Origin of the sequence: Frankia sp. AvcI1 (assembly GCF_001420875.1) — a bacterium.
Lineage (GTDB): Bacteria > Actinomycetota > Actinomycetes > Frankiales > Frankiaceae > Frankia > Frankia alni.
The window spans coordinates 289,261-304,106 of sequence record NZ_LJFZ01000002.1 but is presented as its reverse complement, the minus strand read 5'-3'; the positions used below and the strand labels follow the sequence as shown (position 1 = coordinate 304,106).

At 74.6% G+C, this 14,846-nt stretch carries 9 protein-coding genes and 12 pseudogenes; 12 read left to right on the top strand and 9 right to left on the bottom strand.

What is annotated here, in order from left to right; all coding sequences use genetic code 11:
- Positions 1 to 197 precede the first annotated feature (197 nt).
- Positions 198 to 1,373: a WYL domain-containing protein gene (locus tag UK94_RS03550; RefSeq protein ID WP_011601921.1), complete on the top strand. Its 1,176-nt coding sequence runs from the start codon at positions 198 to 200 to the stop codon at positions 1,371 to 1,373.
- On the opposite strand, the gene UK94_RS03545 is transcribed toward UK94_RS03550, so the two are convergent.
- The 3 genes and pseudogenes from UK94_RS03545 to UK94_RS38745 form a co-directional block, all read right to left on the bottom strand.
- Positions 1,310 to 2,854, bottom strand: coding sequence for a HAMP domain-containing sensor histidine kinase (locus UK94_RS03545; protein WP_055748688.1), 1,545 nt, complete (start codon positions 2,852 to 2,854; stop codon positions 1,310 to 1,312). The two genes, UK94_RS03550 and UK94_RS03545, sit on opposite strands and share 64 nt — an antisense overlap.
- Positions 2,851 to 3,433, bottom strand: a pseudogene (locus UK94_RS03540) (response regulator transcription factor); the annotation flags it as partial. The pseudogene UK94_RS03540 and the gene UK94_RS03545, both read right to left, overlap by 4 nt.
- A 1-nt stretch (position 3,434) precedes the next feature.
- Positions 3,435 to 3,804: pseudogene (locus UK94_RS38745) on the bottom strand (hypothetical protein); the annotation flags it as partial.
- Here UK94_RS38745 and UK94_RS38740 point away from each other — a divergent pair.
- From UK94_RS38740 to UK94_RS38730, 3 pseudogenes are all read left to right on the top strand, one after another.
- A pseudogene (locus tag UK94_RS38740) lies at positions 3,803 to 3,935 on the top strand (acyl-ACP desaturase); the annotation flags it as partial. The pseudogenes UK94_RS38745 and UK94_RS38740 overlap by 2 nt on opposite strands.
- Before the next feature lies 1 nt (position 3,936).
- Positions 3,937 to 4,462: pseudogene (locus UK94_RS38735) on the top strand (acyl-ACP desaturase); the annotation flags it as partial.
- 1 nt (position 4,463) lies between these two features.
- A pseudogene (locus UK94_RS38730) lies at positions 4,464 to 4,681 on the top strand (acyl-ACP desaturase); the annotation flags it as partial.
- 758 nt (positions 4,682 to 5,439) lie between these two features.
- Here the strand turns inward: UK94_RS38730 and UK94_RS38725 are convergent.
- From UK94_RS38725 to UK94_RS03520, 4 genes and pseudogenes are all read right to left on the bottom strand, one after another.
- Positions 5,440 to 5,583: pseudogene (locus UK94_RS38725) on the bottom strand (dTMP kinase); the annotation flags it as partial.
- Position 5,584: 1 nt separating this feature from the next.
- A pseudogene (locus UK94_RS38720) lies at positions 5,585 to 5,931 on the bottom strand (dTMP kinase); the annotation flags it as partial.
- Between the two features lies 1 nt (position 5,932).
- A pseudogene (locus UK94_RS38715) lies at positions 5,933 to 6,084 on the bottom strand (dTMP kinase); the annotation flags it as partial.
- Positions 6,081 to 6,524 (bottom strand): hypothetical protein, encoded by a 444-nt coding sequence (locus tag UK94_RS03520; RefSeq protein WP_041938745.1) that lies wholly within the window; start codon positions 6,522 to 6,524, stop codon positions 6,081 to 6,083. The gene UK94_RS03520 and the pseudogene UK94_RS38715, both read right to left, overlap by 4 nt.
- A 1,845-nt stretch (positions 6,525 to 8,369) precedes the next feature.
- On the opposite strand from UK94_RS03520, the pseudogene UK94_RS38710 reads away from it, so the two are divergent.
- The 8 genes and pseudogenes from UK94_RS38710 to UK94_RS03485 form a co-directional block, all read left to right on the top strand.
- A pseudogene (locus UK94_RS38710) lies at positions 8,370 to 8,657 on the top strand (response regulator transcription factor); the annotation flags it as partial.
- A gap of 1 nt (position 8,658) precedes the next feature.
- Positions 8,659 to 8,733 (top strand): annotated as a pseudogene (locus UK94_RS38705) (DNA-binding response regulator); the annotation flags it as partial.
- 1 nt (position 8,734) lies between these two features.
- On the top strand, positions 8,735 to 9,011 hold a 277-nt coding region (locus UK94_RS38700; RefSeq protein WP_235486335.1), incomplete at its 5' end, for a LuxR C-terminal-related transcriptional regulator.
- 110 nt (positions 9,012 to 9,121) lie between these two features.
- A pseudogene (locus tag UK94_RS38695) lies at positions 9,122 to 9,885 on the top strand (ATP-binding cassette domain-containing protein); the annotation flags it as partial.
- A gap of 2 nt (positions 9,886 to 9,887) precedes the next feature.
- Positions 9,888 to 10,273: pseudogene (locus tag UK94_RS38690) on the top strand (ABC transporter ATP-binding protein); the annotation flags it as partial.
- Between the two features lie 961 nt (positions 10,274 to 11,234).
- A complete protein-coding gene (locus UK94_RS03495) occupies positions 11,235 to 12,383 on the top strand; it encodes a CD225/dispanin family protein (RefSeq protein ID WP_011601910.1) in 1,149 nt (382 codons plus the stop codon).
- Between the two features lie 178 nt (positions 12,384 to 12,561).
- Complete coding sequence (locus UK94_RS03490) at positions 12,562 to 13,221, top strand: molybdopterin-dependent oxidoreductase (protein WP_011601909.1); 660 nt, start codon at positions 12,562 to 12,564, stop codon at positions 13,219 to 13,221.
- A complete protein-coding gene (locus UK94_RS03485; protein ID WP_011601908.1) occupies positions 13,208 to 14,002 on the top strand; it encodes a cytochrome b/b6 domain-containing protein in 795 nt (264 codons plus the stop codon). The genes UK94_RS03490 and UK94_RS03485 overlap by 14 nt, the downstream gene beginning before the upstream one ends.
- Here UK94_RS03485 and UK94_RS03480 read toward each other — a convergent pair.
- Entirely contained in the window at positions 13,971 to 14,405 is a 435-nt protein-coding gene (locus tag UK94_RS03480) for a CD225/dispanin family protein (RefSeq protein WP_011601907.1), read from the bottom strand. The two genes, UK94_RS03485 and UK94_RS03480, sit on opposite strands and share 32 nt — an antisense overlap.
- Positions 14,406 to 14,417: 12 nt before the next feature.
- Positions 14,418 to 14,684 carry a CD225/dispanin family protein gene (locus tag UK94_RS03475; RefSeq protein WP_256804497.1) on the bottom strand — a complete coding sequence of 89 codons (267 nt, stop codon included), beginning with the start codon at positions 14,682 to 14,684 and terminating at the stop codon, positions 14,418 to 14,420.
- Positions 14,685 to 14,846 lie beyond the last annotated feature (162 nt).

Genomic DNA, 14,846 nt, shown 5'->3' with positions numbered 1-14,846 from the left:
TGCCCACGCCGCCGTCGCGACGCCCGCCGCAGGCGTCACGCCCTCGGCCACGGTGCCGCCGGGCGTCTCCGTTCTCGCTTCCGTTCCCGTTCCCGCCATGATGATCTCCCATCGGACCTGGTGGTGTTGCCTGTGCCACCCATCCTGGGCGGGATACCTGACTTCCTCTGTCAGGATTTGCGGGCGACAATGCGGGCGTGCGTGCCAGCCGGCTGCTGTCCGTCCTGATGCTGCTGCAGACGCGCGGCAAGCTGACGGCGCGCCAGCTCGCCGACGAGCTGGAGGTGTCCGTCCGGACCGTCCACCGGGACCTGGACTCCCTCGCGCAGGCCGGCGTCCCGGTTCTGGCCGACCGCGGCGTCACCGGCGGCTACCGGCTGCTTGCCGGCTACCGCACTCGACTGACGGGCCTGACCGCGGACGAGGCCGACTCGTTGTTCCTCGCCGGGATGCCGGGGGCCGCCGCCGAGCTGGGCCTCGGCGCCATGCTCGCGGCGGCCGAACTGAAACTGCTGGCGGCGCTGCCGGAGCCGCTGCGCGAGCGGGCCGGCCGGGTGCGCGAACGCTTCCACCTCGACGCGCCCGGCTGGTTCCGGGCGACCGAGGACACGCCGCTGCTCGCCGAGGTCGCCGACGCGGTCTGGGCGCAGCGCCGCCTCCGGGTCACCTACCGGCGCTGGCGGGCCCCCCGCGAGGTCGACCGCGTCCTCGACCCGCTCGGCCTCGTCCTCAAGGGCGGCACCTGGTACCTGGTCGCCGCCGCAGAAACGGCCGGCGACGCCAAGAAGACCGGCGACGCCAAGGAGACCGGCGACCGCGGAGAGACCGGCGACGGCGGAGAGACCGGCGACGGCGAGGAGACCGGCGACGGCGGGGGGACCGGCGACGGCGGGGGGACCGAGCAGGCGGGTGCGCCCGCGGGGACGCGGGTGTACCGGATCGGGAGGATCCTGTCGTTGGCGCCGACCGGGGAGGGGTTCGAGCGGTCGCCCGACTTCGACCTCGCCGCCTACTGGGCCGCCTGGACGGCCCGCTACGAGGCCGCGGTCTATCGTGCGACGGCGACCGTGCGCCTGTCCCCGGCCGGGCTCGCGCTGGCGCCGTACCGGCTGCCACCGGCCGTCAGCCGGAGCATCCGGGACAGCGCGGAGCCGCCGGACGGGGACGGGTGGGTCCGCGCGCGGCTGCCGATCGAGTCGGTCCGGCACGCGCAGGGCGAGCTGCTGGCGCTCGGCCCCGAGCTGGAGGTGGTCGATCCTCCGGAGCTGCGCGCCGCTCTGGCCCGCGCCGCCGCCGCCCTCGCCCGCCTCTACAGCACCGCGGCCCCGACGCCACCCGGCGCGGTCAGGCCGACGGCGTCACCCGGTAGCTGATGATCCGGTGGCAGCAGGAGGCGGAAGGTGCTGCCGGTGCCGACGGCGCTGATGACCTCGACCCGGCCGCCGTGGGCCTGCGCCGTCGCCGCGACGATCGACAGGCCCAGCCCGCTGCCGCCGCGGCCCTGGGCCCGGCTGTCCGCGGCCCGGTAGAAGCGGTCGAAGACGTGGTCGGCGACCTCGGGCGGCATGCCCGGCCCGTGGTCGATCACGTCCAGCACGGCGCCGCCCGGCGCGGGCCCGAGCCTGTGCCCGGGCCCGGGCCCGGGCCCTCCAGCACGCAGGCGCACCTCGACGGCCGCGTCGGGCGGAGTGTGGACGCGGGCGTTGGCGAGCAGGTTGCCGACGAGCTGGCGCAGCGCGTCCGGGTCGCCGAGCACGGGGCAGCTCGGCGGGAGCTCGGCGTGCACCGCACGCTGCGGGGCGGCGGCGCGCAGGTCGGCGACGGCGTCGCGGACGAGGTCGGCGAGGTCGAGCTCGACCCGCCGCATCGGCCGCTGCTCGTCGAGATGGGCGAGGTAGAGCAGGTCGTCGACGAGGTCACCCATCCGCGCCGCCTCCTGCTGGATGCGGCGCAGCGCCTGGTCGGCCTCGTCCGCCGGCACCATCCCGGCGCGCAGCAGGTCGGCATATCCGCGGATGGACGTCAGCGGCGTCCGCAGCTCGTGCGACGCCTCCGCGGCGAACCGACGCACCTGCTCCTGGGAGGCCACCCGCGCGTCGAACGCGGTCTGGATCTGGCCGAGCATCGCGTTGAGCGCCATCGCGAGCTGCCCGGTCTCGGAGCGGGGCGGCCCCGCCGGCACCCGCCGGTCGAGGTCGCCGCCGGCGATCGCCGCCGCGGTGCCGACCATCTGGCGCAACGGGCGCAGGCCGCGGGTGAGCCACAGCCAGGCCAGGGCGGCCACCGCGGCGAGCACGGCCGCCCCGACCGCCAGCTCGATGCGCACCAGCCGGCGCACCGTGTCCGCGACCGGCCGCAGCGGCAGCGCGACGAGCACCCGGGTGCCGCCCGGAAAGGCGCGCTGGACCGCCCGGTAACGCTCGCGATCGGCGACGACGGTGAAGGGAGCCGGGCTCCGCGGCGAGCCCGTGCCAGTACCGGCGCCGCCGCCGCCCGCCCCGCCGCTCGCACCGCCGATGCCGGCGCGCCCGGCGACGTCCAACAGCGGGGTGGCCGGCGGCGGGGGGCTCGCGGATCCGGCCACCCGCAGCACCGTGCCGTTGGCGCGGCGGATCTCCACCAGGTAGTCGGTGGGGCCCACGGCCCGCTCCATCCCGGCTCGGTCCAGCCTCGACGGGCGGGTCAGCAGGGTTGCGACCGGCAGCCGACCGAGCACCTCGGCGCGGCCGAGCTGCTGGTCGACGCGGTCGTAGAGATAGGAGCGCAGGGCGAACGCGCTCGCCGTGCCGGCGATGGTCAGGCCGAGGGCGCACAGCGCCACCAGCCCGGCCATCAGCTTCAGCCGCAGGGTCACCGGCCGGTCCCCGCCGCAGGCAGACGCAGCGCGTAACCGAAGCCGCGCTGCGTGTGGATGAGCGACGGCCCGTGCCGACCCAGCTTGCGTCGCAGGTAGCTGACGTACTGGTCGACCACCGTCGGCTCGCCCGCGAAGTCGTAGCTCCACACCGCGTCGAGGATCTGCACCCGGGACAGCACCCGGTTGGGGTTGGTCAGGAAGTACCGCAGCAGGGTGAACTCGGTCGGCGACAGCTCGATCGGCTCGCCGGCCCGGCGGACGACATGGGTGTCCGGGTCGAGTTCGACGTCGGCGAAGCGAAGGGTGGTGGCCGGCGGATCGGGTGCGGGCTCGGGCCGCGGCGGCGACGTCCGGCGCAGCACGGCCCGTACGCGGGCTACCAGCTCGTCCACCGCGAACGGCTTGGTGACGTAGTCGTCCCCGCCGTAGGTCAGCCCGGCGATCTTGTCGCGGTGGGCGTCGCGGGCGGTGAGGTAGACGACGGGCACGCTCTGGCCGCCGGCCCGCAGGGTCCGGCAGACCTCGAAGCCGTCGACGTCGGGCAGCATCACGTCGAGGATCATCAGGTCCGGACGGNCCTGGACCGCGAGCTGCAGCGCCGACCGCCCGGTCGCCGCGGTCAGGACGTCGAAGCCGTGGAAGCGCAGGGCCATCCGGAGCAGGTCGACGATGTTGGGTTCGTCGTCGACGACGAGCACCCGTGGGGCTGCGACCATGTCCGGCTCCCTCGTTGTCTCGTGGCTGGGCGGCCCGGATGCCGAGTTCATCGGAGCATCGTGAGAGTTCCGTGTGAAGGGGCTGGTATCGCAGGTCGGCGGGGCCCCCTCGGCCCGGTGGGAAAGCCCTGGTCGCGCAGGCGAACTGGCCGGGCGGAACAGTCCCGCGAGCGGGAATCCACACCCGTGGGACATGGTTGGCGGGCGTCCAGTCTGGAACAGTCTCCCAATGAGATCACTCACGGACACCGAGCTGATTCGCGAGCTGGAGCCCGTCGCCGAGGCGAACGTGAACCGGCATCTCGGCATCGCCACCGAGTGGATGCCGCACGACTACGTCCCCTGGAGCCTGGGCCGGGATTNCGACACCGTTCCCTGGGAGCCCGGCCAGTCGTCCCTGTCGAAGGCGGCGCAGATCGCCTTCGAGGTCAATCTGCTCACGGAGGACAATCTCCCGAGCTATCACCGGGTCATCGCGGACGGTTTCAGCCAGGATGGCGCCTGGGGCACCTGGGTGCACCGGTGGACGGCCGAGGAGGGCCGCCACGCGATCGCGATGCGCGACTACCTGATGGTCACCCGGGGGGTCGACCCGGTCGCCCTCGAACGTGACCGCATGTACCAGATGAGCCGGGGCTTCGATCGGCCCGGCATCACGCCGCTGCAGTCGATGGCGTACGTGTCCTTCCAGGAGCTGGCGACCCGGGTCAGCCACCGCAACACGGGGCGTTTCTGCGGGGAGCCTGTCGCCGAGAAGCTGCTGGCCCGCGTGGCCGCCGACGAGAACCTGCACATGATCTTCTACCGGAATCTCGTGGCCGCCGCGCTGGAGATCGCCCCGTCCCGGACGGTGGAGGCCATCCGGGACGAGATCCTCAATTTCGTGATGNCCGGCGTCGGCATCCGCGACTTCGGCCGCAAGGCCATCCAGATCGCCCGGGCCGGCATCTACAACCTGCGTGTCCACCATGACGACGTGGTGGCGCCGATCCTGCGCCAGTGGCGTTTCTTCGACCTGACGGGGCTGGACGCCGCGGGCGAACAAGCCCGCGAGGAGGTCGCCACCTTCCTCGCCGGCCTCGACGCGGCCGCCGCGCAGCAGCAGGAGNAGTTCGAACACACCCAGGCCCGACTGGCACGGCGCGCGCAGGCGTTGACCTCCGTCTGACCGGTGCGGTTCCGGGCGGGCTCTGCCGAGTGTCCGTAGTGCACGGATCAGGCGGTAGTGTCCCGATCTGAGGTACACGTGCTACGGTCCGGCCGTCGTCGCCGTCGACGGATGGAGCCCGCGTGAGCGTGCACCGAGGGAGCATCCACCGGATCACCTTCCCGCAGCTTGGCCTGGGGATCGTGGCCATCGCCGCCGTGGCCGTCGCGGTGCTGATCGGGCAGCGCGGCGCCGCCGCGCCGGACGACGCGGTCGGTGCCGGGGAGCCGACCCCCTCCGCCACCGGCGGCACCACCGCCGCGCCCGTGCCCGGCCGGCCTCCTGCGGGCCATCCCTCCTCCGCCGCTTCGGTCGTGGCCGGCGGAGGCACCACCTTGCCGTCGCTCGGGCGCAAGGACCCGGTGTCCCCGCCTCGGCCCGCCACCATCCGGCACTCGCCGGCGACGGCCCCGGCCTCGGTCGGCCCGAGTGCCGTCAGCACCGCGGGCGCCGGCCAGCCGGCCATGACCGCGGCGNCACCGTCCACGTCGCACCACACCCCGGCGCCCGCGCCGCACGACCACCGCTCGCGCGCCGATCCCGGCGTCGTCGTGCGCATGCCGCCGATCGTCCTGCCGAGCTGCCTCGTCGGCTGCTAGCCCNCATGCCCCTCGGTGATCTGTGAGTGTCAGGGTCCGGGGAGCCGCGACGCGACGCGATCAGCGCAGCAGGGCGCCGAGCCACCCCTCGATGAGGCCGACAGCGCTGTCCCGGTCGACGATCAACCAGGGCGAAATCCAGTTTCGGGCCGCCAGATCCTCGTACATCCGCGCACACCGCTCCTGCAGCCCGCCGTCGCTCTCNAAAGCGTCCAGCGGCCGGTCCGGGTCGTCGCCCGCCCGCGCCGCCGCGCCCGCCCGCGCCTTGGCGACCGGCACCCGCAGCAGCACCTGCAGGTCCGGGGCTGGCAGGGCCAGCGAGCCGAGTTCGAGATCGGCGACCCAGGCGGGGAAGCCCGCCCGCTCGGCCGCCGGCAGCCGCGCCGCGCCGTAGGCGGCGTTCGACGCGATGTACCGGTCGAGGATGACCACGTCGTTGGCGTCGGTCAGGGCGTCGAGCGCGGGCCGCGACGCCGCCCGGTCGAGCGCGAACATCATCGCCGTGGCGCGGGGGGCGGCGGCCAGCGGGGCGAGCCGCGCATCGCCCCCGAGNAGCCCGCGCATGGCCGGTCCGAGGGGCTCGGCGTCGTAGCGCGGGTAGGCGAGGGTCGCCACGCTGCGCCCGGCGTCGGTGAGCCGGGCGACGAGCCGGCCGGTCAGCGTGTTCTTGCCCGCCCCGTCGACACCTTCGATGGCGATGATCATCCGATCACCGGCTGCTGGCGGAAGTGTTCCACGACCGCGTCGGACCAGCTCAACAGCCGGCCGGCGAGGGCGGCGGGGACGCCCGCCCGGGCCGCCGCCGCCTCGATCCGGGCGTGGCGCAGCTCGGCCGGCAGCAGCGCCACCGCGCCCGCCTTGCCCTGGAAGGTCGCCCACAGCCCGGTGAGCGCCCTGCCGTCGATCGGCGGCAGGGCCGCGGCGGCGGTGCCGAGCACCGCGCGCGACCACCAGCCGTCCCCGCGGATGACCGCCGAGGCCGCCGGCTCGCCCCGCACCACGTCCAGCCCGCCGACGACCACATTGTTCGCGTTGCGGACCGCGACCAGGGGGTGCCGGTACTCCAACCGGTCGCCCCGATCGGCCAGGCAGGCCGCCAGATACCACAGTGACAGCAACGTCGGCGGCGTTCCCGACACGAGCATGCGGCCTCCCCGCCGACGGCATCCACCGGATCCGGTCGGGAGCGTAACAAGCCGGGCGCCTCCCGGTCGGCAGGCCGCGGCAGGTACGTCGGGGTGGCCAGGTCACGGCAGGCACGTCACGGCAGGGTCGGGGCAGGCAGGCAGGTCGGGGCAGGCAGGTCGGGGCAGGTACGTCGGGGCAGGTACGTCGAGTACGTCCAGGGACGGATGTCCCGACGCCACCGGCTCGCTACCGTCGACGGTGATGACGAGCACGGACAGATCGGCGGCCGCGCGGGCGCTGGCACTCGCGCGCCCGTCGCCGCCGCCCGGCCGCGCCCGGGTGCGACGCCGGGGCCCCCTGCGGACCGTGTGCGATGTCATGGCGCTGGTCGCCACCGCCGCCGTGGTCATCGGCGGGTCGAACGGTGCCGCCCAGGACCAGGTCCCACCCGCCCGGGCCCTCGACGCGCCGGCCTTCGTGCTGCTCACCCTGCTCACCGGGACCGTCCTGCTGCGCCGCCGCGTGCCGCTGGTGATGCTGCTCTCGACGAGCCTGCTGCTCGGTCTGTACTTCGCCGCCGGCTACCCGCACGGCCCGGCGGTCACTCCCCTGGTCGTGGCGGCGCTGTCCGTCGGCCTGCACCACGATCGGCGTGCGTCCCGGCGGGCGGTGCTGGTCGCGAACGTCGCCCTGCTGGTCGGGTCGGCCGTGGGCGATGCCCGCGGCTACGCCACCGGCGGCTGGGGGCTGGTGTTCGAGACGGTCGGCGGGATCGCGCTGTGCAGCGTGCCGGCGCTGGTCGGCGCACTGATCCGGCTCAACCGCGTCGCCGCGGCCCAGGCCGCCCAGGAGGCGACCGGACGCCGGATCGAGCAGGAACGACTGCGGATGGCGCGCGAGGTGCACGACGTGGTCGGGCACAGCCTGTCGGTCATCTCCTTGCAGGCCGCGGTGGCCCTGCACGTGCTGGACCGGCGGCCCGAGCAGGCCCAGGTGGCCCTGGAGGCGATCCGCCGCACGAGCGTCGACGCGCTCGACGAGCTGCGCTCCACCCTCGCCCTCACCCGCGCCGGCCAGCAGAGCGGCGGAACCGGCCAGCACGAGGGCGGCGGCACCGGCGCCGGCGACGGCCAGCACGAGGGCGGTGGCACCGACACCAGCATCACTCTCGTCAGCGGGCCCCGCGCAGGCGGGCCCCGCGCAGGCGGGGCCGTCGCGGTCGACGACCGCTCGCCCGTGGGCGAGCGGGCAGGATCGGGCGATCCCCGGGTCACGGCCGGTGCGAGCCCGCGGCCCGAGCCGCCGCTGACCGGGTTGGGCCGACTGCCGACCCTGCTGCACGAGGTGCGCCTGTGTGGCGTCCCGATCGAGCTCGTCACCGAGGACGACGGCGACCTGCTGACCGGGCTACCCGCCGACCTCGACCTGGCCGCCTACCGGATCATCCAGGAGTCGCTGACGAACGTCCTGCGCCACGCACCGCCGGGCCGAACCCGGGTCCGGGTGACCCTGGCCACGGCGGGAGGCCGGCTCGCCCTCGACGTCACCGACCGGCCCGAGCCACCCGAGCCGTCGCAGCCGGCACAGTCGCCACAGCCGGCACAGGCGTCCGGGCCGGCACAGGCGTCCGGGCCGGCACAGGCGTCCGGGCCGGCACAGGCGTCCGAGCGGGCGCAGGCGTCCGAGCGGGCGCACGACGCGCTCCCCGGCGGGCAGAGGCCGGGCGGCCAGGGACTGACGGGGTTGCGTGAACGCGCGGCGGAACTGGACGGGGTCCTGTTCGCCGGCCCGGGGCCCGGCGGCGGCTGGCAGGTCCGCGCCGAACTGCCGCTGNCGCGCCGCGAGCGGGCGCAGGTGCGCGCGTGATTCGCGTCGTGATCGCCGACGACCAGCCGCTGGTCCGGCTCGGGCTGCGGGTCCTCATCGAGACCGAGGACGATCTCGACCTCGTCGGCGAGGCCGAGGACGGTCGGGCTGCCGTCGACATCGTTCGAGCCACCCGGCCGGACGTGGTGCTGCTCGACATCCGCATGCCGGTGGTCGACGGCCTGGCGGCGCTGCGGACGATCGTGGCGGACCCACGGCTGGCCGCGACCAGGATCGTCATCGTCACCACCTTCGAGGTCGACGAGTACGTCTTCGAGGCCCTGNGCGCCGGCGCCTCGGGCTTCGTCCTCAAGGACACCGAGCCCGCGGACCTGCTGCGGGCGATCCGGGTGGTGGCGGNGGGCGAATCGCTGCTGTCGCCCACGGTGACAAGGCTCGTCATCGACACGTTCGCCCGCCGACCGGCGGTGACGGCCCCGGATCTGAGCGGGCTCACCGTACGTGAACGTGAGGTGATGAGCCTCGTCGGCCGTGGGATGTCCAACGACGAGATCGCCGCCCGCCTGGTGATCAGCCCGGCGACGGCCCGCACCCACGTCAGCCGGGTGATGGTGAAGCTGGCCGCCCGCGACCGGGCCCAGCTCGCCGTCCTGGCCAACCAGGCCGGCCTGGTCTGAGCCGGCACCTGGCGCGTACCGGGAACGCGGCCGGGACACGCTCGCTTGCGTACACCGGTGTCGTCCGCTGACGGACGACGTCCCCCGTTCGCGCCGGCACGCTGATCGGCATGACGACAACCACAGGCCGGCGCACCGCGGCGGCCCACCCTCACGGTCGGAGCGAGGTTCCCGTCCCCCGGCCCGACGGAGCCCTGGACGAGGCGGACCCGGCTCGCCGTCTCGCCATCGACGTCCGCGGCCTGACGAAACGGTACGGCCGGCGCACCGTGGTCAACGGGCTGGACGTCGCCGTTCCCGAAGGTGTCGTCGCCGGCTTCGTCGGGCCCAACGGCGCCGGCAAGACCACGACGCTGCGGATGCTGCTCGGTCTGGTCCGCCCCAGTGGCGGGCGCGGCACCGTGCTCGGCCGGCCGCTGCACGCGCCCGCCGCCTACCTGCCGCGGGTCGGCGCGCTGATCGAGAGTCCGGCGCTGTACCCGGCGCTGTCCGGGGCTCGCAACCTCACCGCGCTCGCCGCGCTCGGCGGCCAGGATCCCGCCCGGGTGGAGGGCATCCTCGACGAGGTGGGCCTGACCGGCCGCGGCGGCGACCGGGTGCGGTCCTACTCGCTGGGCATGAAGCAGCGACTCGCCATCGCCGCCGCCCTGCTCGCCGACCCGGACCTGCTGATCCTCGACGAGCCGACGAACGGTCTGGACCCCACCGGCATCCGCCAGATGCGCGAGCTCATCCGCACGCTGGCGGATGCCCCGTCCGGCGCGCCCGCCCCGTCCGGCGGCCCGAGCCGCACCCGCACGGTGCTGATCTCGTCGCACCTGCTCGCCGAGGTGGAGCAGATCTGCGACTGGCTGATCGTCGTCGAGGGCGGCCGNNTGGCCTACCAGGGCCCGACCGAGAACCTGATGGCCACCCGCACTCACGACGTCGTGCTGCGCCCCGAACACGACGAGGACCTCGCGCTGGTCGCGGACCTGCTCGCCGGCCTGTCCGTGCCGGCGGTCCGCGGGGCCCACGAGGTCGTCGCCAGCCTGAGCGCGGGGCCGCCGGACTCCCGGGAGCACGCTCGCCTGCTCGCCGGCATCAACCGGGCCGCCGCGGCCCACGGCATCACCCTCATCGAGATCTCGCCGCGCCGGCCCAGCCTGGAGGACCGCTACCAGAGCCTGGTCGCGCAGTCCCGCGCCGACGCCGCCGTCCCGCCTCCCCCGCACGTCACGCCTCCCCCGCACGTCACGACCAACGTGGAGACTGCCCGATGAACCTCGTCCTGGCGGCCCGGCGATCCCTGCGCGCCGAGCTGATCAAGCTGTGGCGGCCGAGCACCGCCGTCGCGATGGCGATTCTCGCCGTCCTCAGCGTGCTGTCCACCGCTCTGCTCTTCGGTCTGGCCGATGCCGGCGGACCCGGCGCGGCCGGCGCCGGCGGGTCGGGCGGCTTCGGCGTCACCACCGGCCAGGTGTCGGCGGCGGACGGGATGGCCCTCGGCTTCATCAGCGGCAGCACCTTCACCGGGCTGCTGATCTTCCTCGTCTTCGCGATCACCATCACCCTCGAGTACAGCCAGGGGACGCTGCGAACACTGTTCCTGCGCGAACCCCGCCGGCTGGGCTGGCTGGCCGGTCGGATGTCGGTGATGCTCGCCCTGACCGCCGCGGCGTTGATCGGCGCGGTCGTCCTGAGCGTGGGCGTCGGGTACGTCACCGCGACGCTGCGCGGGATCGACACGTCCGCCTGGTGGAGCGGCGACGGTGTGCGGCATCTCGCCTCGGGTTACCTCAACGCGCTGGTCGCCGCCGCCTTCTTCGGGGTGGCCGGCACGGTGCTCGGGCTCGTGCTGCGTTCGACCGCGCTCACCCTGGCGGTCGGGGTCGCCTGGACGTTCCCGATCGAGCACATCATCCAGGAGTCGTGGGGCGCGTCGAACCGGGTGTTGCCCGGCCTCGTGTTCGACGCGATCGGCCAGGGCGGCGTCAGCGACGCCGGCTACGGGACGGCGCTGCTCGTCGGTACGGCCTACGCGATGGGCGCCGCCCTGCTGGGCGCNATCACTCTGGCGCGCCGCGATGTCACCGCCTGATCACTCTTATGTCATGAGGGCAGACGCCCGGCCAGACAAAAGCCTATGATTACCACCTAACGTGCCCGGCTGACGACGACAGGGGATCGGATGGCGCCTCCGACACGGCAGCGGCGCTCCGCCGGCTGCGATCGCCCTGCCCGGTGAGCCCGTTCGACCGGCTCGTCCGCGAACTCGACGGGACCGACGCCTACGCCGTCCTCGGCGTGAGCCGGTCCGCCGACCGCGCCGAGATCCGCCGCGCCTACCGGGCCCGGGTCCGCGTCCACCACCCGGACAACCCGGCCAGCCGGCATCCCGGTTCGGTCCGCGCGATGCAGCTCATCGTCGCCTCGCACGAGCTGCTGGAGAAGTGGCGCGACGACTACGACGCCCGCACCGGCCGCCTCAGCCGCCCGCACCGGGACACACGCGCCACCCCGCCAGCCGCGTCCACCCCGCCGGCGACACCAACCGCACCGGCCGCACCGACCTCACCCGCCGCACCGACTTCGCCAACCGCATCGACTTCGCCAACCGCACCGGCCTCACCAGCCGCGGACGTCCGAGCCCGGCGCTCCGCCCACCGGGCCGCGGGCGCCGGGGAGACCACCGGCCACCATTTTTTCTCCAGCGGTCACCACTACTCGACCGGCTACCCGACGAGCCGGTCCCAGGGGCCGGGCACCCACCCCCATCGCCGGGCGGCCTGGCCGGCGTACCCGCCGATGCGGCCGGCCGGCGCAGCCGCCACCGCCCGCGCCGCGGGCTCCGCCACCCGCACCGACTCCACCACCCGGACCGACCCCGACCTCCGCACCGACCCCGACATCCGCGCGGGCTCCGACGTTCAGGCGGGCTTCGAAGTTCAGGCGGGCTTCGACATCCGCACCGGCTTCGGCATCCGCACCGGGAGCAGTTCCCGAGGCGAGAACGGCGTCCAGGCCGCGGGCGAGCCCTGGAGCGTGCCGGATCCGCGGCTCGATCCGCATGATCCACGGGCCTGGCTGCCGATCCGTACGCGGGCGGACGGCGAGGATCGACTGCCGCAGCGGCGAGCGCCCAGCCACCGGGCCGTGCGGGTTCGCAGCCACCTTGGTCTGTCCATCGTGGCGACCATCCTGTGCGCGCCGGTCGGGGCGTTCGGGCTGGTGTACTCGATGCGGACCAGCGAGCGGCTCGCCCGGGGGGACGTGGCCGGCGCGCGGCTGGCCTCCCGGCGCTGCCGTGCCTGGTGTCTGGCCGCCACCGCCGCCGGCGTCGTCCTGCTGGGCGTCCTGGCCGCCGTCGGGGGCCGCAACGGCCCGGGCTGACGGCGGCCCGCCCGGGCTGACGGCGGCCCGAACCTCAGGCCCGCCCGGGCTGACGGCGGCCCGAACCTTGGGGAACGCTGTCAATCGCCAGGGCCGCGGCCGGCCGCGCCGGCGGCGGTGTTCACTGGACGGTGTGGCATCCGAGGGTTCGCCGGTGGGACGACGGGTCGTCCTCGGCATGGTCGCCCTCGGTGCCGCGGGGGTCGCGTTCGGGGCGCCGGTGGAGCGAGCCGTCGAGCGGGTGGTCACCCCGATCCGCGAGAAGGACCCGACGGGGCTGTCCGATCTCGTGCCCGTCGGGGGTTTCCGCTACTACACGGTGACCTCCAGCGTCCCCAGGCTCGGCCCGGACGACTACCGGCTGCGCGTGCACGGCCTGGTCGACCGGCCGATGACGCTGACGCTGGCCGATCTCGCCCGGATGCGGCAGACGACCCTCGTGCGCGATTTCCAGTGCGTGACGGGCTGGCGGGTCGGGGCGGTGCACTGGTCGGGCGTGCTGCTGCGCGACCTGCTCGCGGCGGCCGGCGTCCAGCCCGCCGCCACCGCGCTGACCTTCCGTTCCTTCGACGGCGTCTACACCGAAAGCCTCACCCTCGCCCAGGCCACCCGGCCGGACGTCCTGGTAGCCCTGACCATGCTCGGCGCGCCGGTGACGCACGACCACGGCGGGCCCGTCCGCCTGTACGTGGCGCCGATGTACGGCTACAAGTCGATCAAATGGCTGGGCGAGATCGAGGTGGTCGACACGGTCACCCCGGGCTACTGGGAACGCCAGGGGTACGACGTCGACGGCTGGGTCGGCCGGTCGAACGGCCGGGCCGATGAAGCCGTCTGATCCGCCGCCGTCGCCCGCCGACCTACCCGCGCCCGGTTCGGGGCGGATCGCGACCCCGTCGGGCCTGGTCCGCCGGTTCGGCCGGGTGCCCCGGTGGGTGCACTGGCTGACCGCGGCCCTGATGGGCTGCTGCCTGCTCACGGGCGCCACGCTCTACCTGCCGCCGCTGGCCCGGTTGGTCGGTCGCCGCCAGCTCGTCGAGACCGTTCATCTCTATGCCGGGCTCGCCCTGCCGGTGCCGATGCTCGTCGCCGCCGTCTCGGCCGGCTACCGCCGCGACCTGCGGGCGCTCAACCGGTTCACCGCGGCCGACCGCGCCTGGCTGCGCGCCAGCCTGCGGTTCGGTTCCTGGCGGCGGGCCGCCGCCCGGGCCCGGATCGTGGCCGGCGTCGGGAAGTTCAACGCCGGGCAGAAGCTGTTCGCCGCCTTCGTCGCGGGGGGCGCCCTCGTGATGCTCGGTACCGGCATGATCATGCAGTGGGGAGCCGGGCCGCTGGGCCCGATCCCGATCGGCTACCGCACCGGCGCCACGTTCGTGCACGACCTGCTTGCCTACGGTCTGTTCTTCGGGGTCGTCGGGCACCTGTGGATGGCGGCCCACGACCCGGTCGCACGGGTCGGAATTCGCACCGGCACGGTGCCGGTCTGGTGGGCCGCCCGGGAGCATCCCGCCTGGGCGCCGGCGCCGGCCGTCCCGTCCCGCCCCGCGCCAGGCGAGACCGTGGGTCGGGACGGCGACAGCGGCGGGATCAGTCGTTGCGCGACACGATCGCCACAGTGATCACAATGGCGACGACGTAGACCAGCAGGACCACCACGAAGGCGATGAGCGAGATGACGCACCAGCGCCTGGCCCGGCCCGACGCCTCCCGGGCACCCGCGAGATTGCCGGCCTGCAGCCGCGTCTGGGTCTGCGTCGCGTAGACGATCGCCACGATCCCCGTGGGCAGGCAGCACAGCAGCGTCGCGACGAGCGACTGCCAGAGGTAGGTCCGGATGGGCCGGTCCTCGGCGGGCGTCGCGACCGCGCCGCCCGCCTCCGGCGGCGGCCAGCCACCCGGTTCCCCCTGCGGCCAACCACCCGGCTGACCGAACCCGCCGGACTGATCAAACCCGCCGGACTGATCGAACCCGCCGAGCTGGCCGGCGGGGTCCGGACGTTCACCACCGGGCGGACTGGACACCGCGGGGCGCCGTCAGACCGCAGCCGGCCCGAGCGTCGAGTACGACGTGCTCGAGCTGCTGTCGAAGCCGCCGACCAGGGCCACCACGAGAAAGATCACGAACGACGCGACACCGGCGATCGCCGAGATGATGCACCACATCCGCGCCTTCTTCGAGGCGTCGAGCGCCCCGTTGAGGTCGCCCATCTGCCGGCGACCGTCGACCTTGGTCGCATAGACGATCGCCACGACCCCGGCAGGCAGGCAGCACAGGACGGTCACGACGATCGACTGCCACAGGTAGTTCGAGATCGNCCGGCCATACGGCGGCGGCGGGCCGAACCCGCCGGGGGCACCGTAGCCCCCGGGAGCCCCGTAGCCGGGCGGCGCTCCGTAGCCTTCCGGGCTGCCGAAGCCCTGCGGCGCCCCGTACCCGCCCGGCGGCGGTCCGTAGCCGGGCAC

What these genes read in the sequence shown, in the direction of transcription:
- UK94_RS03520 (WP_041938745.1), bottom strand. Translation starts at nt 6,524, where the DNA reads ATGCTCGTGTCGGGAACGCCGCCGACGTTGCTGTCACTGTGGTATCTG.
- UK94_RS03490 (WP_011601909.1), top strand. Translation starts at nt 12,562, where the DNA reads ATGGTCGCCCTCGGTGCCGCGGGGGTCGCGTTCGGGGCGCCGGTGGAG.
- UK94_RS03485 (WP_011601908.1), top strand. Translation starts at nt 13,208, where the DNA reads ATGAAGCCGTCTGATCCGCCGCCGTCGCCCGCCGACCTACCCGCGCCC.